This window comes from Streptomyces sp. E-08 (assembly GCF_049913095.1).
In the GTDB taxonomy this organism is placed as follows: Bacteria; Actinomycetota; Actinomycetes; order Streptomycetales; family Streptomycetaceae; genus Streptomyces.
Genome location: NZ_CP183971.1, coordinates 5,016,570 through 5,034,190, shown reverse-complemented (window position 1 = coordinate 5,034,190; position 17,621 = coordinate 5,016,570). Strand labels below are relative to the sequence as shown.

The 17,621-nt window shown below is 72.8% G+C and carries 18 protein-coding genes, 2 tRNA genes and 1 pseudogene; 6 read left to right on the top strand and 15 right to left on the bottom strand.

From position 1 onward, the window contains the following. Positions 1-31: 31 nt before the first annotated feature. Positions 32-104 (bottom strand) — tRNA-Thr (locus tag ACN9MM_RS23260). Between the two features lie 206 nt (positions 105-310). Here ACN9MM_RS23260 and ACN9MM_RS23255 point away from each other — a divergent pair. Further along, on the top strand, positions 311-1,591 hold the full coding sequence (locus tag ACN9MM_RS23255) for an amidohydrolase family protein (RefSeq protein ID WP_426365510.1): 1,281 nt from the start codon (positions 311-313) through the stop codon (positions 1,589-1,591). Between the two features lie 2 nt (positions 1,592-1,593). Continuing rightward, on the top strand, positions 1,594-2,250 hold the full coding sequence (locus ACN9MM_RS23250) for an NAD(P)H-binding protein (protein ID WP_426365509.1): 657 nt from the start codon (positions 1,594-1,596) through the stop codon (positions 2,248-2,250). Positions 2,251-2,311: 61 nt separating this feature from the next. Here the strand turns inward: ACN9MM_RS23250 and ACN9MM_RS23245 are convergent. Further along, positions 2,312-2,393, bottom strand: a tRNA-Tyr gene (locus tag ACN9MM_RS23245). 194 nt (positions 2,394-2,587) lie between these two features. Between ACN9MM_RS23245 and ACN9MM_RS23240 the strand changes: the two genes are divergently transcribed. From ACN9MM_RS23240 to ACN9MM_RS23225, 4 genes are all read left to right on the top strand, one after another. Continuing rightward, entirely contained in the window at positions 2,588-3,079 is a 492-nt protein-coding gene (locus tag ACN9MM_RS23240) for a YajQ family cyclic di-GMP-binding protein (RefSeq protein WP_361739607.1), read from the top strand. Between the two features lie 88 nt (positions 3,080-3,167). Next, entirely contained in the window at positions 3,168-3,665 is a 498-nt protein-coding gene (locus ACN9MM_RS23235; RefSeq protein WP_426365506.1) for a methylated-DNA--[protein]-cysteine S-methyltransferase, read from the top strand. After that, complete coding sequence (locus ACN9MM_RS23230) at positions 3,662-4,291, top strand: alpha-ketoglutarate-dependent dioxygenase AlkB family protein (RefSeq protein ID WP_426365504.1); 630 nt, start codon at positions 3,662-3,664, stop codon at positions 4,289-4,291. Before ACN9MM_RS23235 ends, ACN9MM_RS23230 begins: the two co-directional genes overlap by 4 nt. Positions 4,292-4,301: 10 nt before the next feature. After that, the gene (locus ACN9MM_RS23225; RefSeq protein ID WP_426365502.1) at positions 4,302-5,531 is read left to right on the top strand and encodes an APC family permease; all 1,230 of its coding nucleotides are present in this window, start codon (positions 4,302-4,304) and stop codon (positions 5,529-5,531) included. 31 nt (positions 5,532-5,562) lie between these two features. On the opposite strand, the gene ACN9MM_RS23220 is transcribed toward ACN9MM_RS23225, so the two are convergent. From ACN9MM_RS23220 to ACN9MM_RS23160, 13 genes and pseudogenes are all read right to left on the bottom strand, one after another. Beyond that, on the bottom strand, positions 5,563-5,964 hold the full coding sequence (locus ACN9MM_RS23220) for a YccF domain-containing protein (protein WP_426365501.1): 402 nt from the start codon (positions 5,962-5,964) through the stop codon (positions 5,563-5,565). Beyond that, entirely contained in the window at positions 5,961-6,824 is an 864-nt protein-coding gene (gene htpX / locus ACN9MM_RS23215) for a zinc metalloprotease HtpX (protein ID WP_426365499.1), read from the bottom strand. Before htpX ends, ACN9MM_RS23220 begins: the two co-directional genes overlap by 4 nt. Before the next feature lie 156 nt (positions 6,825-6,980). Next, the gene (gene mscL / locus ACN9MM_RS23210; protein ID WP_426365497.1) at positions 6,981-7,430 is read right to left on the bottom strand and encodes a large conductance mechanosensitive channel protein MscL; all 450 of its coding nucleotides are present in this window, start codon (positions 7,428-7,430) and stop codon (positions 6,981-6,983) included. Between the two features lie 36 nt (positions 7,431-7,466). Next, entirely contained in the window at positions 7,467-8,969 is a 1,503-nt protein-coding gene (locus tag ACN9MM_RS23205) for an NADH-quinone oxidoreductase subunit N (protein WP_426365495.1), read from the bottom strand. Continuing rightward, a complete protein-coding gene (locus ACN9MM_RS23200; protein ID WP_426368808.1) occupies positions 8,966-10,519 on the bottom strand; it encodes a complex I subunit 4 family protein in 1,554 nt (517 codons plus the stop codon). The genes ACN9MM_RS23205 and ACN9MM_RS23200 overlap by 4 nt, the downstream gene beginning before the upstream one ends. A 27-nt stretch (positions 10,520-10,546) precedes the next feature. Then, positions 10,547-12,565 carry an NADH-quinone oxidoreductase subunit L gene (locus ACN9MM_RS23195; protein ID WP_426365493.1) on the bottom strand — a complete coding sequence of 673 codons (2,019 nt, stop codon included), beginning with the start codon at positions 12,563-12,565 and terminating at the stop codon, positions 10,547-10,549. Next, the gene (nuoK, locus tag ACN9MM_RS23190; protein WP_382864850.1) at positions 12,562-12,903 is read right to left on the bottom strand and encodes an NADH-quinone oxidoreductase subunit NuoK; all 342 of its coding nucleotides are present in this window, start codon (positions 12,901-12,903) and stop codon (positions 12,562-12,564) included. Before nuoK ends, ACN9MM_RS23195 begins: the two co-directional genes overlap by 4 nt. Next, positions 12,903-13,451 carry an NADH-quinone oxidoreductase subunit J family protein gene (locus tag ACN9MM_RS23185; protein ID WP_426365490.1) on the bottom strand — a complete coding sequence of 183 codons (549 nt, stop codon included), beginning with the start codon at positions 13,449-13,451 and terminating at the stop codon, positions 12,903-12,905. The genes nuoK and ACN9MM_RS23185 overlap by 1 nt, the downstream gene beginning before the upstream one ends. Further along, positions 13,448-14,056 carry a NuoI/complex I 23 kDa subunit family protein gene (locus ACN9MM_RS23180; RefSeq protein ID WP_426365488.1) on the bottom strand — a complete coding sequence of 203 codons (609 nt, stop codon included), beginning with the start codon at positions 14,054-14,056 and terminating at the stop codon, positions 13,448-13,450. Before ACN9MM_RS23180 ends, ACN9MM_RS23185 begins: the two co-directional genes overlap by 4 nt. Positions 14,057-14,058: 2 nt before the next feature. Beyond that, a complete protein-coding gene (locus ACN9MM_RS23175) occupies positions 14,059-15,027 on the bottom strand; it encodes a complex I subunit 1/NuoH family protein (protein ID WP_382864859.1) in 969 nt (322 codons plus the stop codon). Continuing rightward, positions 15,024-16,554, bottom strand: a pseudogene (locus ACN9MM_RS23170) (NADH-quinone oxidoreductase subunit C). The gene ACN9MM_RS23175 and the pseudogene ACN9MM_RS23170 overlap by 4 nt, the downstream one beginning before the upstream one ends. Then, the gene (locus ACN9MM_RS23165; RefSeq protein WP_426365486.1) at positions 16,551-17,129 is read right to left on the bottom strand and encodes an NADH-quinone oxidoreductase subunit B; all 579 of its coding nucleotides are present in this window, start codon (positions 17,127-17,129) and stop codon (positions 16,551-16,553) included. Before ACN9MM_RS23165 ends, ACN9MM_RS23170 begins: the two are co-directional and overlap by 4 nt. Then, complete coding sequence (locus ACN9MM_RS23160; RefSeq protein WP_382864867.1) at positions 17,120-17,548, bottom strand: NADH-quinone oxidoreductase subunit A; 429 nt, start codon at positions 17,546-17,548, stop codon at positions 17,120-17,122. The genes ACN9MM_RS23165 and ACN9MM_RS23160 overlap by 10 nt, the downstream gene beginning before the upstream one ends. Positions 17,549-17,621: the final 73 nt, after the last annotated feature.

The following is a 17,621-nucleotide window of genomic DNA, read 5'->3' as shown; positions in this document are numbered from 1 at the left end:
ACCCGTCCGAAGACGGGATCCTTCTCACCAGAGCCCCAATACGGAATCGAACCGTAGACCTTCTCCTTACCATGGAGACGCTCTACCGACTGAGCTATTGGGGCGAGCGAGGAAGACATTACACGGTCTCCGGCCCATCACCCAAATCCGTTTCCCCGCGGGCTCGCGACGGCCCTCACCAGGCGTCCCGTACGCCACTCGTGGCCTCATCGGTACGACTATTGCGCTCCTCCTCGAAGGTCGCTCCGAGCGCCCCTAGGCTCGGCCCCACGCTGCGTGATCTTGATCTTGAGGAGCCTTGAGGAGCCCGATGTCAGCCGACAGCAAGCAGCCCCAGCCCCCCGAGGACGGGGCCGCCACCACCGCCGACTCGACCTCGCTCCTGCTGTCCCACGCACGCCTCACCGACGGCCGGACCGTCGACGTGCGGCTCGCCGGCGGCCGGATCGAGGCCGTCGGCACCGCCGGCAGCCTCGCCGCCGTGGGCGCGCGGGTCGACCTCACCGGCTACCTGCTGCTGCCCGCCGCCGCCGAACCCCACGCCCACGGCGACACCGCGCTCTCCGCCGACACCCCCGGCCCCGTCTCGTACGCCCCCGACGAGGTGCAGCGGCGGGCCACCGAGGCGGCGCTGCTCCAGCTCGGCCACGGCGCGACGGCGCTCCGCGCGCACGTGCGCATCGGCGACGTCCACGGACTCGGCCCGCTCGAAGCGGTGCTCCAGGCCCGGCGCTCGCTGCGCGGCCTCGCCGACCTGACGGCCGTGGCGGTGCCCCGGCTGCTCACGGGCGTCGCGGGCGCGGACGGGCTCGCGATGCTGCGGGACGCCGTGAAGATGGGCGCCGGCGTGGCCGGCGGCTGCCCGGACCTCGACCCGGACCCGGCGGGGTACGTGGAGGCGGTGCTCGACGTCGCGGCCGAGCACGGCGTCCCGGTCGACCTGCACACCGACGGCGACGACCCGGCCCGGCTCGCCCGGCTCGCGGCGATGGCCGGCGGGCTGCGGCCCGGGGTGACGATCGGGCCCTGCGCCGGGCTCGCCCGGCTCCCCGCCGACGCGGCGCGGCGGGCGGCGGACCGGCTGGCGGCGGCCGGAGTGACGGTGGTGTGCCTGCCGCAGGGCGGCTGCGGAGCGACGGAACAGCGCGGGGCGGCGCCGGTGCGGCTGCTGCGGGCGGCCGGGGTGCGGGTCGCGGCGGGCAGCGGGGCGCTGCGGGACGTGGCCAACCCGGTGGGACGCGGGGATCCGCTGGAGGCGGCCTACCTGCTGGCCTCGCTCGGCGGGCTGCCGCCCCAGGAGGCGTACGGGGCGGTGAGCGCGGAGGCGCGGGCGGTGATGGGCCTCCCGGAGGTGCGGGTGGAGGCCGGCTTCCCGGCGGAGCTGCTCGCGGTGCGCGGCGAGCGCCTGGCGGGGGTGCTGTCCCTGGCGTACAGCCGGATCGTGGTGCACCGGGGGCGGGTGGTGGCGCGCACGAGCGCGGTGCGGGAGTACTGCGACTCGGCTGCGGCCCTGGACCTGCCGCGTCAGGCGCGCCCGGAACGGCCGCCCGAGCCGGGAAGCCCTCCGGCCGGACCCGTCGTACGGTCGTGAGTATGCGCATCGTCATCGCTGGAGGACACGGACAGATCGCCCTGCGCCTGGAGAGGCTGCTCTCGGCGCGCGGGCACGAACCGGTGGGGATCATCCGCCGGCCGGAACAGGGCGCCGACCTGCGGGAGGCGGGCGCCGAGCCCGTCGTACTGGACCTGGAGTCGGCGTCGGTCGAGATGGTCGCCGCGGTGCTGCAGGGCGCGGACGCGGCCGTCTTCGCGGCGGGGGCGGGCCCCGGCAGCGGAGCCGACCGCAAGGACACGGTGGACCGGGCGGCGGCGGTCCTGTTCGCCGACGCGGCGGAACGCGCGGGCGTGCGCCGCTACCTCGTCGTCTCCTCGATGGGCGCGGACGCGAACCACCCGGGCGACGGGATCTTCGACGCCTACCTGCGCGCGAAGGGCGCGGCCGACGACGAGGTCCGCTCGCGCACGGCCCTGGACTGGACGATCCTGCGGCCCGGCTCCCTGACGAACGACGCGGGCACGGGCATGGTCCGCCTGGAGGCCCGCACGGGCCGGGGGTCGGTCCCCCGGGACGACGTGGCCGCGGTCCTCGCCGAGCTCCTGGAGACCCCGGCGACCGCCGGGCTCACCCTGGAACTGATCGCGGGCTCGGTCCCGCTCACGGTGGCGGTGAAGGACGTGGCCGGCAACTGACGCCGGCACCCCGGAAAACGAGTGAAGGTCCCCGGTGCAAGCACCGGGGACCTTCTTCACGTGGCGACGCCAGGATTCGAACCTGGGTAGGCTAAGCCGACGGATTTACAGTCCGCTCCCATTGGCCACTCGGGCACATCGCCATGGGTTCGCTGCCTTGGTTCCCCGCTGTTCTGCGGTGTTCCCCGGCAACGACGTAAACAATACCTGATCCCCGGGGGTGGTTCGCCACCGGATTGATCGGCGGCCGATCGACGGCTGATCAGCGGTTGGGGCCGTGGCTCACCCCCTAGGCTTTGGGGGTACCCCACAGCATCCGAGCAAGGAGCCACGAGTCATGGCCGACTCCAGTTTCGACATCGTGTCCAAGGTCGAGCGGCAGGAGGTCGACAACGCCCTCAACCAGGCCGTGAAGGAGATCTCCCAGCGCTACGACTTCAAGGGAACCAACGCCAAGATCGAGTGGTCGGGCGAGAAGATCCTCATGCAGGCGAGCGGCGACGAGCGCGTCAAGGCGATCCTCGACATCTTCCAGACCAAGCTGGTCAAGCGCGGGATCTCGCTCAAGTGCCTGAAGGTCGAGGGCGAGCCGCAGCTGTCCGGCAAGGAGTACAAGCTCTTCGCCTCGGTCGAGGAGGGCATCTCCCAGGAGAACGCCAAGAAGGTCGCGAAGGCCATCCGTGACGAGGGCCCCAAGGGCGTCAAGGCGCAGGTCCAGGGCGACGAGCTGCGCGTCAGCTCGAAGAGCCGTGACGACCTGCAGGCCGTGCAGGCGCTGCTCAAGGGCAAGGACTTCGACTTCGCGATCCAGTTCGTGAACTACCGCTGACGGTCGCGTCCGAATACCGCCAGCCCCGCGCTCGGCGGTCCCCGCACACTGGGTCCCAGGAAGACCCGTGCGGGGAGAGGAACCAGTCATGACCGTGTACGCGTACGTCGACGGCCCCCTGGGCGAGATGCTGCTCGTCGGGCAGCTCGCCGAAGGGGGCCGGGCCGCGCTGCGCTCACTGTCCCTGCCGGGGCAGAAGGGCGCCGTCGAGGTCGAGGCCGGCTGGACGCTCGCACCCGAGGCCTTCACGGAGGCCGCCCGGCAGCTGGGCGAGTACTTCGACGGGCGGCGCGACCGGTTCGACCTGCCGCTCGACGGTGACGCCGGGACCGCGTTCCAGCGGCGCGTCTGGCGGGCCCTGGAGGAGATCCCGTACGGGACGACCGTCTCGTACGGGGAGATCGCCCGCCGGGTCGGCTCGGCCGGTGCCGGGGTACGGGCCGTGGGCACCGCGATCGGGCGCAATCCGCTGCTCGTGGTGCGGCCCTGCCACCGGGTGATCGGAGCCGACGGGAACCTGCGCGGGTACGCCGCCGGGCTCGACCGCAAGGAACGGCTCCTCGGCCTCGAAGGGGCCCTCGTGTGAGCGAGGGGCTCTTCCCCCGCGAGCGGGTCACGGTGGCGCCCGGGGCGGTGCACGTGCCCGCGTGGCTCCCGTTCGCGCGGCAGCGCGAGCTCGTGGACGCCTGCCGCGCGTGGGGGCGCGGGCCCGTCCCGTACCGGCAGACGGTGCTCCCCGGCGGCGGCGTGATGTCCGTGCGGTCGCTGTGCCTGGGCCGGCAGTGGGTGCCATACCGCTACCTCGACTCCGTCGGGGTCCCCCTGCCCGGTCGGCTGGTCGCGCTGGGCCGCGCGGCGCTCGTCGAGGCGTACGGGGACCACGGGGGCTTCACACCCGACACGGCGCTCGTGAACTTCTACGCGCCCGGGGCGCGGATGGGCATGCACCAGGACCGGGAGGAGCGATCCGGGGCGCCGGTGGTGTCGCTGAGCCTCGGGGACCGGTGCGTGTTCCGCTTCGGGAACGAGGAGAACCGCGGCCGGCCGTACCAGGACGTCGATCTGGCCTCCGGGGACCTCTTCGTCTTCGGTGGGGCTTCGCGGTGGGTCCACCACGGCGTTCCCAAGGTGTTCCCGGGCACGGCCGAGCCCGCGCTCGGCCTGGCGGGACGCCTGAACATCACGCTCAGGGAGACCGGCCTCAGCGTCTAATGTGCGGAGCATGACACCGGAACTGCGTCGCTCCCTGGGCCTCTTCGACGCGGTCGTGATCGGGCTCGCATCGATGGTCGGCGCCGGGATCTTCGTCGCCCTCGGGCCCGCTGCGGAAGCGGCCGGATCCGGCGCGGGACTGCTCTGGGCGCTCGGGGCCGCCGCCGTCGTCGCCTACTGCAACGCCATGTCCTCGGCGCGGCTCGCCGCCCGCCACCCCGCGTCCGGCGGCACCTACGTGTACGGTCGCGAACGCCTCGGATCCTTCTGGGGCTACCTGGCTGGCTGGGCCTTCGTCGCCGGCAAGACGGCCTCCTGCGCGGCGATGGCGCTGACGGTCGGGGCATACCTGTGGCCCGGGCACGCGCACGCGGTGGCGGTCGCCGCCGTGGTCGCCCTGACGGCCCTCGACTACCTGGGGCTTCAGAAGTCCGCCCTGCTCACCCGGGTGATCGTGGCGCTCGTCCTCGCGGTGCTCGCCTGTGTCGTGACGGTGTCCTTCGGGGCCGGCGGGAAGGGGCCGGCCGCCCTCGGCGGGGAGTTCACGACGGACGGGGTGCTCCAGGCCGCGGGTTTGCTCTTCTTCGCATTCGCGGGGTACGCGCGGATCGCCACGCTCGGCGAGGAGGTCCGCGATCCGGCCCGCACGATCCCCCGGGCGGTGCCGCTCGCGCTCGGCCTCGCGCTCGCCGTCTACGGCCTCGTCACGGTCAGCGTGCTCACCGTCCTCGGCCCCACGGCCCTCGCCGCCTCCCCCGCGCCGCTCGCCGACGCGGCGCGCGCGGCGGACGCCGCCTGGCTCGTGCCGCTGGTCACGGCCGGCGCGGCCGTCGCGGCCCTGGGCTCGCTGCTCTCGCTGATCCTCGGGGTGTCCCGTACGACGTTGGCGATGGCCCGGGACGCGTACCTGCCGACGGCCCTCGCGGCCGTCCACCCCCGCTTCCGGGTGCCGCACCGGGCGGAGCTCGCGGTGGGCGCGGTGGTGGCCGTGGTGGCGGCGACGGTGGACGTGCGGGGTGCGATCGGCTTCTCGTCGTTCGGCGTCCTCGTCTACTACGGGATCGCGAACGCCTCCGCCTGGACGCTGGGCGGCCGCCACCGGCCCCTGGCCGCGCTCGGCCTCGCCGGCTGCGCCGCCCTCGCCTTCGCCCTCCCCGCGGGCGCGGTCCTGGCAGGGTCGGGGGTCCTGGCGGCGGGCGTGGTGGCCTGGTCCATAAGCCGAGGCCGAGCCGTCCCGTAGCCCCCGTCGTGAGCCCGCACGCGGGGTCGTGTCAGCGTGCGGCGCCGTAGCCGTACGCCTGGTCCGTCGGGACGATCTCCTTGCCCAGGGGCAGCAGCGACACCGGGATCAACTTGAAGTTCGCGATGCCCAGTGGGATGCCGATGATCGTGATGCAGAGGGCGATCCCCGTGGTGATGTGGCCCAGCGCGAGCCACCAGCCCGCCAGGATCAGCCACAGCACGTTGCCGACGCAGGACGGGGCTCCCGCGTCGCGCCGGTCGACGACCGTGTGGCCGAAGGGCCAGAGCGCGTAGACGCCGATGCGGAACGCGGCGAGTCCGAAGGGGATGCCGATGATCGTGATGCAGAGCAGGACGCCTGCGAGCATGTAGCCCAGGAACATCCAGAACCCGCACAGAACCAGCCAGATGATGTTGAGGATCGTCTTCACGGGCGTCGACCTGCCATCTGTTCGAGCCGGGCGATCCGCTCGGCCATCGGCGGATGGGTGGAGAACATCTTGGAGAGGCCCTGTCCGGGCCGGAACGGGTTCGCGATCATCATGTGGCTCGCGGTCTCGATCCTCGGCTCGGGCGGCAGCGGCAGCTGCTTGGTCCCGGCCTCCAGCTTCCGCAGGGCGCTGGCGAGGGCCAGCGGATCCCCGGTGAGCTGGGCTCCGGAGGCGTCGGCCTCGTACTCCCGGGACCGGGAGATGGCGAGCTGGATGATCGAGGCGGCGATCGGGCCGAGGATGAGGATCAGCAGGTAGCCGAGGATGCCGGGGCCGTCGTCGTCGTTGGAGCGGCCGACCGGGATCAGCCAGGCGAAGTTGACCAGGAACATGATCACGGAGGCGAGCGCTCCGGCGACCGAGGAGATGAGGATGTCCCGGTTGTAGACGTGGCTCAGCTCGTGGCCGATGACCCCGCGCAGCTCGCGCTCGTCGAGGATCGCCAGGATGCCCTCGGTGCAGCAGACGGCGGCGTTGCGCGGGTTGCGGCCGGTCGCGAAGGCGTTGGGAGCCTGCGTCGGTGAGATGTAGAGCCGGGGCATGGGCTGACGCGCCTGCGTGGAGAGCTCGCGCACCATCCGGTAGAGCGCGGGTGCCTCGAACTCGCTCACCGGCCGGGCGCGCATGGCCCGCAGCGCCAGCTTGTCGCTGTTCCAGTACGCGTACGCGTTGGTGCCGAGCGCCACGAGCAGCGCGACGATCAGCCCCGTACGCCCGAAGAAGCTGCCGATGACGATGATGAGGGCCGAGAGCCCTCCGAGGAGGACCGCGGTCCTCAGCCCGTTGTGCCGGCGGTGCACGGTACGCCCTCCAAGTGGTGCGGCAGGGGAACCCTTTTCCTCGCGGTGTTCCTGGTGGTCCACTCGTCCAGTGGACCCTCCCGTACTGGTCAACGCCAGGCGGGAGGTTCGGGTTCCCCGGCGCGCGGGGGGGTGCCGTGTGGGCCGTACGGGTGATCAGCGAGCGGCCGGGATCTTCTCCAGGAAGAGGGCGGTGGGCTCGACCTCGCTGGTGCAGTGGGCGCAGCGGGAGGCGATGGCCGGGATCTCGGTGAAGCAGCGGGGGCAGTCGCGCTTCTCGGCCTTCGGGTCGGCGGCCTCCTCCTTGGCGAACTTCGCCTGGATCTTCGTCATCGGGACGACGATGAGGAAGTAGAGGACGGCGGCCGTGATGACGAACGCTATGACGGCGGCGATGGCCAGGCCGTACGGGAAGACCGTGCCCTGGATCGAGAAGCTGGCCTCGCTGAAGTCGCCGACCGAGCCGGTCGCCAGACCGATGAGCGGGGTGATGAACGCCTTGCTGAAGCCGGTGACGACGGCCGTGAACGCGGAGCCGACGGCCAGACCGATGGCCATCGAGACGACGTTCCCGCGAAGTATGAAGTCCTTGAATCCGTTCAGCACGGGGTGTTGCTCCTCGGTTCTTCTCTTGTGGGGGGGTCAGAACAGCGCCGTCGCCGCGAAGCGGAGGGCGAACTGCGGGTAGACCGACAGCACGACCCCGGCGGCGGCGGTCAGCACGATCGCCAGGGTGACCGGCGCGGGGGCCTTGTGCGGGGCGGGTGCGCCCTCCGGCGTGCGGAAGAGCAGGGCCGTCCAGCGCAGGTAGTAGTACAGCGCGATCACGACGTTGACGCCCATGATCACGGCCAGCCACCCGAGGCCCGCGTCGACGGCCGCCGAGAAGACGGTCACCTTGGCGAAGAGGCCGATGATACCCGGGGGCAAACCGGCCAGATTCAGGAGGAAGAACCCGAGCGTGAGGGCCGCCGCGGGGCTGGCCGCGTACAGGCCCCGGTAGTCCGCGATCCGGTTCTCGGGGTGGGTGCGGGCGACGAGCGCGACGACCGCGAAGGCGCCGAGGTTCACCACGGCGTACATCAGGGCGTACGCGACGGTGGCGCCGATCTGGTCGTCGCCGGAGTACGCGGCGGCCGCGATCGGCACCAGGAGGTAGCCGGCCTGGGCGACGGAGGACCAGGCGAGCAGCCGTACCGCGCTCCACGCGCGCGTGGACACCTGGCGGAGCGCCGCGACGTTCCCGGCGGTCATGGTGAGCGCGGCGAGGACGGCGAGCGCCGGGCCCCACACGTCCGCGTACGAGGGGAAGGCGACGACGGTCACCAGGATGAGGCCGGTGAAGCCGACGGCCTTGCCGACGACGGAGAGGTAGGCGGCGACGGGCAGCGGGGCGCCGACGTAGGTGTCGGGCACCCAGAAGTGGAAGGGGACGGCGGCCGTCTTGAAGGCGAAGCCGACGAGGGTGAGGGCGACTCCGGCCTCGGCGAGCGTCTGGAGCTGCCCGGGGACGTCGTCGAGGCGCTGGGCGATCTCCGTGAGGTGGAGGGTGCCGGTGGCCGCGTACACGAAGCTGACGCCGAGCAGGGTGACGGCGGTCGCGGTGACGGAGGAGAGGAAGAACTTGAGGGCGGCCTCGCCGGACATGCGGTCGCCGCGCTTGAGGCCGACGAGCGCGAAGGCGGGCAGCGAGGCCACTTCGAGGGCGACGACGAGGGTGGCGAGGTCGCGGGAGGCGGGCAGCAGGGCGGCGCCGGCGGCCGAGGACAGCAGCAGGAACCAGTACTCGCCGGCCGGGAGCCTCTCCCGGGTCTCGTCCAGGGAGAGGAGCGCGGTGACCAGCGCGCCGGCGAGGACGAGCAGCTGGATGACGAGGGTGAAGTGGTCGGCGGTGTAGCTGCACGCGTCCGCGTGGCCCGCGGCCTGGGCCTTGGCGGTCAGGCAGAAGGTGGAGCGGTCGCCGGCCCGCAGCGGCAGGAGGAGGGCGAGCGCGGCGGTGAGGCCGCCGACCGCCGTCCAGCCGAGGAGCTGTTTGCGCTCCGGCGGCACGAAGAGGTCCGCGACGAGGACGACGAGGGCGACCAGGGCCGTGAGGGTGGGCGGCGCGATCGTGAGCCAGTCGACGGACTGGACGAGGGACGTCATCGGGGTCCTCCCGCGAGGAGCTGCTGGACGGCCGGGTCGGTGAGGCCGAGGAGGACGGCGGGCCAGAGTCCGGCGAGGACGGTGAGGGCGACGAGCGGGGTCCAGGCGGCGAACTCGTACCCCTGGACGTCGGCGATCGCCGTCTCCCCCGCGGGTCGCGGGCCACCCATGCAGACGCGGCGGACGACGAGGAGGAGGTAGGCGGCGGTGAGGAGGGTGCCGAAGGCGCCGATCGCCATGAAGGTGAGGAAGGCGGGGCGGCTGAGGCCCTCGGCCGGGTCGAAGGCGCCGAACAGGGCGAGCATCTCGCCCCAGAAGCCGGCGAGGCCGGGCAGGCCGAGGGAGGCGACGGCGGCGAAGGCGAGGAGGGCGCCGAGGCGGGGGGCGCGGCCGTAGAGGGCGGCGCCGGTGGCTCCTGCGAGGGTGTCGAGGTCGGCGGTGCCGTACCGGTCCTTGACGGCGCCGACCAGGAAGAACAGCAGGCCGGTGACGAGGCCGTGGGCGATGTTGGCGAAGAGGGCGCCGTTGACCCCGGTGGGGGTCATGGTGGCGATCCCGAGGAGCACGAAGCCCATGTGGCCGACGGAGGAGTACGCGATGAGGCGCTTGAGGTCGCCCTTGTTGCCGGGCCTCACGAGGGCGAGGCAGGCCAGCGATCCGTAGATGATCCCGGCGACGGCGAAGGCCGCGAGGTACGGGGCGAAGGTCCGCATGCCGTCGGGGGCGATCGGCAGGACGATCCGCACGAACCCGTACGTGCCCATCTTCAGGAGGACGCCGGCGAGGAGGACGGAGCCGACGGTCGGGGCGGCGGTGTGGGCGTCCGGGAGCCAGCTGTGGAGCGGCCACATCGGGGTCTTCACGGCGAGCCCGAGACCGATCGCGAGAACGGCGATGACCTGCACCGACGTGGTCAGTCCGCGGCCGTTGTCAGTGGCGAGTGCCACCATGTCGAACGTGCCCGCCTTCACGCCGATGAGGAGCAGGCCGAGCAGCATGACGACGGAGCCGAGCAGCGTGTAGAGGATGAACTTCCAGGCGGCGGCGCGCCTGCCCTCGCCGCCCCAGCGGGCGATGAGGAAGTACATCGGGATGAGGACCGTCTCGAAGGCCAGGAAGAACAGCACGAGGTCGAGGACGGCGAAGGTGGCGAGGGTGCCGGACTCCAGGACGAGGAGGAGCGCGACGAAGGCCTTCGGGGACCCGCCCGCGGGCAGCTTGAAGTAGCTGTACAGCGCGCAGAGGAAGGTCAGCAGCGCGGTCAGGACCAGGAGGGGGAGGGAGATGCCGTCGACACCGAGGTGGATGCGCACGTCGAGTGCCCTGATCCAGCTGATGTCCGTCGTGGCCTGCATCTTCGACGGGTGGTCGTGGTCGAAGCCGAGCGCGAGGACGATCGCAGCCAGCAGGATGACGCCGGTGACGGTGACGCCGTGGCGGAGCACTGCCTGGTCGGGTGACTTCCCCTTCAGCCCGGGCGGGGCGGGGAGGAGAGCGGCGGCGGCGCCGAGGAGCGGGCCGGCGACGATCAACGCCAGAAGGAACTGCATCACGGATTCGCTGATATCGATCACGGCTCACGCTCCGGCGGCGGCGTTGGCGAGGGCGACGGCGACGATCGCCAGGACGACGGAGCCGGCGAGCAGGGCGCTCAGGTAGGTCTGCACGTTGCCGGTCTGGGCGCGGCGGACGAGCCAGCCGAGGCCCTTGGCGCTGTCTCCCGCGGCGCGGACGTAGGTGTCGACGACCTCGCGGTCCAGGAAGCGGACCAGGGAGGCGGCGGCGAGCACGGGGCGGACGAAGGCGGTCCGGTAGACGGCGTCCAGGTGGAAACCGTCGGCGGCGGGTCCGTGCAGCGGTCCGAGCAGGGCGCGGCCGGGGTCGGCCGGGTCCTCGGCGGGGTGCGGCAGGTGCAGTGCCTCGGCCTCGACCTGACCCGCCTCGGCGTCCGGGTGGGCGACGTGCGGGACGGGGACCGTGACCGGGGTGCGGGCGGCGAGGGTGCGCCAGACCGCGTAGGTGACGGCGGCTCCGGCGGCGGCGAGGCCCGTGCCGAGGACGGCCGTGGTCAGGGTCGGGGTGAGGGGGTGCCCGTCGAACCAGTCGTCCAGGTAGGTGACGGTCAGACCGAAACCGAGGGAGGGGATCGCGAGGACCCACAGGACGCTCGTCATGGCGATCGGCTGACGGATGGGGGTCCCCCCTGCTCGAACGGAGTCGAGAGCTTGGGGGAGGTCGGGGGCTTCGGCGCCGCGGCCGCGGAAGGTCCGCAGCCAGAGGCGGAGCGCGTACGCGGCGGTCAGCAGGGCGGTGAGGAGTCCGGCGACGAGGACGATCCAGCCGGCCCCGGCGGGGGCGACGTCCCGCTCGCCGAGCGCGGTGTGCTCGGCGGCCACGAGAACGGCCTCCTTGGAGAAGAAGCCGGCGAAGGGCGGGATCGCGGCGAGCGCGAGGAGGGCGACGGTCATCGTCCAGTACGCGTCGGGGATGCGCCGGGCGAGGCCGCTCATGCGGGACATGGCGGTCAGCGAGTTCGTGCCGGCGGCGTGGATGACCACGCCGGCGGCGAGGAACAGCAGCGCCTTGAACGCGCCGTGCGAGACGAGGTGGAAGACGGCGGCCCCGCGGTCGCCGACGGCGAGGGCACCGGCCATGTAGCCGAGCTGGCCGATCGTCGAGTAGGCGAGGACCCGCTTGATGTCGTCCTGGGCGAGCGCGGCGAGCGCCGAGCCGACCATCGTGACGGCGGCCATCACGGCGAGCACGGTCATCGCGGCGGCTGAGGCGGCGAAGACGGGGAGGAGACGGGCCAGGAAGTAGATGCCGGCGGCGACCATCGTCGCCGCGTGGATGAGCGCGGAGACGGGGGTGGGGCCGGCCATGGCGTCGGGGAGCCAGGTGTGGAGCGGGAACTGCGCGGACTTGCCGGCGACACCGGCGAGCAGCAGCAGTGCGATCAGGGTGGGGTGGTCGAGGCCGCCGTGCGCGACGGCGCCGAGGACGCCCGTGATCTGGAAGGTGCCCGCGTCGGTGGCGAGCGCGAAGAGACCGATGAGGAAGGGGACGTCACCGAGCTTGGTGACGAGGAAGGCCTTCAGGGAGGCGGACCGCGCCTCGGGGGTCTCCCAGTAGTGGCCGACGAGGAAGTACGAGCAGATGCCCATGACCTCCCAGCCGACCAGCAGCACCATCAGGTCGCCGGAGTAGACGACGACCAGCATCGCGGAAGTGAAGAGGGAGACGAGCGCGGCGTACGAGGGGTAGCGCGGGTCCTCGCGGAGGTAGCCGGTCGAGTAGATCTGCACGCAGGTCGCGACGACGCCGACGAGGACGGCCGCGAGCGCCGCGAAGCCGTCGATGTGGAGGCTGAGGTCGATGGGGACCGAGCCGGTCGGGGTGAGCTGCGTGGACGCGTCGATCGCCTTCCCTCCGCCCTGGCGGGCGGCGACGAGCACGGCGAGGACCGCGGCGGCGAGCGTCGGCAGCACGGCCAGCGGGCGGACGAAGCCGGGCGCGGTACGGCCGAGCAGGAGGCCGGCGGCGGAGCCGAGGAAGGGCAGGAGGGGGACGAGGACGGCGAGGGTGGTCGTGGTCACGCGGCGGCCTCGGCCTTCTCCTCGGCGGACGGCTGTTCCTTGGTGTCGCGGAGACGGTCGACGTCCGCGGTGCCGCGGTTGCGGTGGACCATCAGGACGATGGCGAGGCCGATGCCGATCTCCGCGGCGGCGACGGCGATGGTGAAGAGGGTGAGGGCCTGGCCGGCGTGGAGGGTGTCACGGAGCCACACGTCGAACGCGACGAGGTTGAGGTTGACGGCGTTGAGCATCAGCTCGACGGACATCAGGACCAGGATCGCGTTGCGGCGGGCGAGGACGCCGTACAGGCCGACGGCGAAGAGGAGGACGGCGAGGACGGCCGGGTAGGCGAGGTGCATCAGCTCTCGTCCTCCTTCTTCTTCCGGGAGAGGACGATCGCGCCGACCAGGGCGGCGAGGAGCAGCACCGACAACGCCTCGAAGGGCAGCACCCAGTGCTGGAAGAGGATCTCGCCGGTGACGGCGGTGGAGCCCCGGGCGGGTCCGTCCAGGTCGATCCAGGTCGTGCGGAAGGCGTCGACGACGACCCAGACGAGGGCGGCCGCGGCGGCCAGCGCGACGGCGAGGGCGACCGGCCGGTTGCCGGAGTCGGCGTCCGGGGAGCGGCCGATGGGGGCCTTGGTGAGCATGAGGCCGAAGAGGAGGAGGACGACGACGGAACCGACGTAGATCAGGACCTGGACCCAGGCGATGAACTCGGCGGTCAGGAGGAGGTACTCGACGGCGAGCCCGCCGAGCGCCACGACCAGCCAGAGGGCGGCGTGCACCAGCTGGCGGGTGGTGACGGTGACGAGGGCGGCGCCGAGGGTGACGAGGCCGACGAGGACGAAGGCGATCTCGACGCCGGTGGGCGAGAGGAAGCCGGCGCTCTGTGCTGCGAGGGTCACTGCTGGTCCTCCTGGGCGTCGCCCTGTGCCTCGCCCTGGGCTTCGGCGGCGGCCTGGGCGGCGGCCTCGGCCTCGGCGGCGGCCTGGGCGGCGGCCTTGTCCGCCGCCTTGCGGGCCGCGGCGATCTCCTTCGGCTCCTCCGCGTGCGGGTCGAGCGCGGGCGGCTCGGGGACCGTCCACATCCACTCGCGGAGCTTGTCGCGCTCGTGGGTGAGCTCGTGGATGTCGGTCTCCGCGTACTCGAACTCGGGCGACCAGAACAGCGCGTCGAAGGGGCAGACCTCGATGCAGATCCCGCAGTACATGCAGAGCGAGAAGTCGATGGCGAAGCGGTCGAGGACGTTCCGGCTGCGCTCGCGGCCGCCGGGGGCGGCGGCCGGCACGGTCTCCTTGTGGGAGTCGATGTAGATGCACCAGTCGGGGCACTCACGGGCGCAGAGCATGCAGACCGTGCAGTTCTCCTCGAACAGGCCGATGACCCCGCGGGTGCGGGGCGGCAGCTCGGGCTGCACGTCCGGGTACTGCGCGGTGACGGTCTTCTTCGTCATCGTGCGGAGGGTGACGGCGAGGCCCTTGGCCAGGCCGGAACCGGGGATGGGAGGCATGGTTACTGGATCGCCACCTTCACGATGCCGGTGAGTGCGATCTGCGCGAGCGCGAGCGGGACGAGGGTCGTCCAGGCGAGCTTCTGCAGCTGGTCCTCGCGGAGGCGGGGATACGTGACCCGCAGCCAGATCACGACGAAGGCGAGGACGGCCGTCTTGAGGAGGGTCCAGACCCAGCCGAGGCCGTCGGCGCCGAAGGGTCCGTGCCAGCCGCCGAGGAAGAGGACGGTGGTGAGACCGCAGAGGACGACGATGCCCGCGTACTCGGCGAGCAGGAACAGTGCGAAGCGGAGCCCGGTGTACTCGGTGTACGCGCCGAAGATGATCTCCGAGTCGGCGACCGGCATGTCGAACGGGGGCCGCTGGAGCTCTGCGAGGCCGGCGACGAAGAACACCAGCGCGCCGATGATCTGCCAGGGCAGCCACCACCACTCGAAGGCGTTCAGGATGCCGGGCAGCGAGACGGTGCCGGCGGCCATCGCCACGGAGGCGGCGGCGAGCAGCATCGGGAGCTCGTACGCGAGGAGCTGGGCGGCGGTACGGAGGCCGCCGAGCAGCGAGAACTTGTTCGCGGAGGCCCAGCCGGCCATGAGCGAGCCGAGGACGCCGACGCCCATGACGGCGAGCACGAAGAAGATGCCCGCGTCGACGACCTGACCGACGGCTCCCTCGCTGGGCCCGATGGGGATGGCGACGAGGACGAGCAGGTACGGGAGGAGGGCGACGGCCGGCGCGAGCTGGAAGATCCGCCGGTCCGCGTCCTTCGGGACCACGTCCTCCTTCTGCGCGAACTTCACGCCGTCGGCGACGAGCTGGGCCCAGCCGTGGAAGCCGCCCGCGTACATGGGGCCGAGGCGGCCCTGCATGTGGGCCATGACCTTGTGCTCGGTCTGCCCGACGACCAGCGGCAGCACGAGGAAGACGCCGAAGACGATGAGCAGGCGGACGGCGACGTCGAGTGCGTCGTTCACGCGGGATCGCCTCCGGCGGGGGGTTCGGTGGGGTTGTCGTCGCCGTCACGGCCGCCTCGGGGGGCGGGCCGCCGGACTTCGGTCTCGGCTCCGTCCGCCGGGGCGTCGGCGTCCGCCGGGACGTCGGATCCGGGGGCCGGGTCGTCCTGCCCGGGGGCCGGCTCCTGGGCGGGGGCGTCCTGCCCGGGGGCGGGCTCCTGGGCGGGGCCGTTCGCGGGGGAGACCGGCTCTTGGGCCGGGACGGCGGGTGCCGCAGGGGACCCGGACTCAGCCGCGACGGCAGGCGCGTCCGTGGCGGCGGGTGCCGCCGGGGACTCGGGCTCGGCCGGGGACTCGGGCTCGGCCAGCGGCTCGGGCTCGGCCGGGGGCTCCGGGGTTGTCGGGTCCTCGAAGGCCGGGCGGGCGTGGTGCCAGGGGGCGTCCGAGCTGCGGGTACGCGGGGTGGCGGCCGCCGCGCGGGGCGCGGGGCCGTCCACGTCCGGGGCCGCCTGGCCGTCCGCCGTGGCCGCCTGGCTCGCCGAGCCCTCGGAAACCGAGCGGGAACGCCGCGGCGGGCGGGCCGTGGAGGCCGGGGCCTCCGTCGTACCCTCCGCCTCCGCGGCCGCCTGGCTCGCCGAGCCCTCGGAAACCGAGCGGGAACGCCGCGGCGGGCGGGCCGTGGAGGCCGGGGCCTCCGTCGTACCCTCCGCCTCCGCGGCCGCCTGGCTCGCCGAGCCCTCGGAAGCCGAGCGGGAACGGCGCGGCGGACGGGCCGTGGAGGCCGGGGCCTCCGTCGTACCCTCCGGCTCCGCGGCCGCCTGGCTCGCCGAGCCCTCGGAAACCGAGCGGGCACGGCGGGCCGGAGCGGCGCTCGGTTCCTGGCCCGCCGAGCCCTCCGCGGTCGTGCGGGCGCGGCGAACCGGGCGGTCGCCCGCCGCCGCTCGGGCCGGGCGGGTCGGGGCCGGGGGGGAGCTGGCCCTTCAGGGGGCCCCATTCGTTCGGGTCCGGGACGCCCGGCGGGAGCATCTGGCGGCGCTTCGGGCCGCCGCCGTCGTGCGCCTCGCCCGGCTCCTTCGCGCCCGGCCACGCCTTGGCGACCCGGGCCGCGAGGACGAAGTCCTTGCGGAGCGGATGGCCCTCGAAGTTCTCGGGGAGGAGGAGGGGGACGAGGTGCGGGTGGCCCTCGAAGGCCACGCCGAACATCTCGTGCGTCTCGCGCTCGTGCCAGCCCGCGCCCGCGTACACCCCGATCGCCGTCGGAAGGACGGGGGCGTCGTGCGGGACGGTCGTGCGCAGCAGGAGCCGGCGCGGCCGGCCCTCGCCGAGCGCCACCACGTGGGCGCAGACGCGGAAGCCGGTGCCCGGCTCGTCGACCGCGCTCAGCCAGTCGAAGTACGTGCAGCCCAGCTCGTCACGGGCCGTGGTGAGCGCCGTGAGCCAGGATGCCGGCGGGACGTCGACGGTCAGCAGGTCGTAGGCCTGCTCCGCCGTCGCCTCCTCGCCGAAGATCTCCGTCACGGCGTCGGGCAGGGAGTCGTAGGCGGTCATGCCGTGCCTCCCGGCGCTGTGGGCTCCGGGCGCTCGACCAGGGGGCTCGTCAGCTGCGTCACCGACGGAGTCGTCGCGTACCGCTCCGCCAGGCTCTCCCGGGCGATCTTCTCCTGGAGCTTGAGGATGCCCTGGAGCAGCGCTTCCGGGCGCGGCGGGCAGCCCGGTACGTACACGTCGACGGGGATGATCTGGTCGACGCCCTTGGTGACCGAGTACGAGTCCCAGTACGGGCCGCCGCAGTTCGAGCAGGCGCCGAAGGAGATGACGTACTTCGGCTCCGGCATCTGCTCGTACAGGCGCTTCACCGCCGGCGCCATCTTGTCCGTCACCGTGCCGGAGACGATCATCAGGTCGGCCTGGCGCGGGCCCGGCGCGAAGGGGATCACGCCGAGGCGGATGAAGTCGTGCCGGGCCATCGACGCGGCGATGAACTCGATCGCGCAGCAGGCGAGCCCGAAGTTGAAGACCCACAGGCTGTAGCGGCGGCCCCAGTTCAGGACCACCTTCATCGGCTCGGGGGCCAGGCGGGCGAGCGGCCCCAGCTTCGGAGCGGGCAGGGGTGTTACGTCCATGCCAGGACGCCCTTCTTGTACGCGTAGAGCAGCCCCACGGCCAGGAAGCCGAGGAAGACGAACATCTCGACCAGGGTCGTGGCGCCGTATCCGGGCGCGGCGAAGACCGTCGCCCAGGGGAAGAGGAAGATCGAGTCGACGGCGAAGACGACGTAGAGGAAGGCGTACACGTAGTAGCGGACCTGGGTGTGGGCCCAGCCCTCCCCCACGGGGTCGACACCGCACTCGTAGGTGAGGAGTTTCTCGGGCGTCGGCACGACGGGCCGCAGCAGCCGGCCCGCGCCGAACGCCACGGCGACGAACAGCACGCCGATGACGGCGAGCAGCCCGACGACGGAGTACGTCTGGAAGTAGTCCGCCGCGTCGGCCGCGACAACGGTCGGTTCCCGCACGTCCGCCCCTCGGTCTCGGTGTCTCATGAGTCACTTCTGTACGGACGCGAGTCTAGGCCCTGCTAAAGGGACCGTAAGCAGTCGCGGGTGCCTTCTCGCG

What these genes read in the sequence shown, in the direction of transcription:
- ACN9MM_RS23180 (WP_426365488.1), bottom strand. Translation starts at nt 14,056, where the DNA reads ATGCCTCCCATCCCCGGTTCCGGCCTGGCCAAGGGCCTCGCCGTCACC.
- ACN9MM_RS23165 (WP_426365486.1), bottom strand. Translation starts at nt 17,129, where the DNA reads ATGGACGTAACACCCCTGCCCGCTCCGAAGCTGGGGCCGCTCGCCCGC.
- nuoK (WP_382864850.1), bottom strand. Translation starts at nt 12,903, where the DNA reads ATGCACCTCGCCTACCCGGCCGTCCTCGCCGTCCTCCTCTTCGCCGTC.
- ACN9MM_RS23160 (WP_382864867.1), bottom strand. Translation starts at nt 17,548, where the DNA reads ATGAGACACCGAGACCGAGGGGCGGACGTGCGGGAACCGACCGTTGTC.
- ACN9MM_RS23235 (WP_426365506.1), top strand. Translation starts at nt 3,168, where the DNA reads ATGACCGTGTACGCGTACGTCGACGGCCCCCTGGGCGAGATGCTGCTC.
- ACN9MM_RS23225 (WP_426365502.1), top strand. Translation starts at nt 4,302, where the DNA reads ATGACACCGGAACTGCGTCGCTCCCTGGGCCTCTTCGACGCGGTCGTG.
- ACN9MM_RS23255 (WP_426365510.1), top strand. Translation starts at nt 311, where the DNA reads ATGTCAGCCGACAGCAAGCAGCCCCAGCCCCCCGAGGACGGGGCCGCC.
- ACN9MM_RS23205 (WP_426365495.1), bottom strand. Translation starts at nt 8,969, where the DNA reads ATGACGTCCCTCGTCCAGTCCGTCGACTGGCTCACGATCGCGCCGCCC.
- ACN9MM_RS23240 (WP_361739607.1), top strand. Translation starts at nt 2,588, where the DNA reads ATGGCCGACTCCAGTTTCGACATCGTGTCCAAGGTCGAGCGGCAGGAG.
- ACN9MM_RS23250 (WP_426365509.1), top strand. Translation starts at nt 1,594, where the DNA reads ATGCGCATCGTCATCGCTGGAGGACACGGACAGATCGCCCTGCGCCTG.
- ACN9MM_RS23200 (WP_426368808.1), bottom strand. Translation starts at nt 10,519, where the DNA reads ATGCAGTTCCTTCTGGCGTTGATCGTCGCCGGCCCGCTCCTCGGCGCC.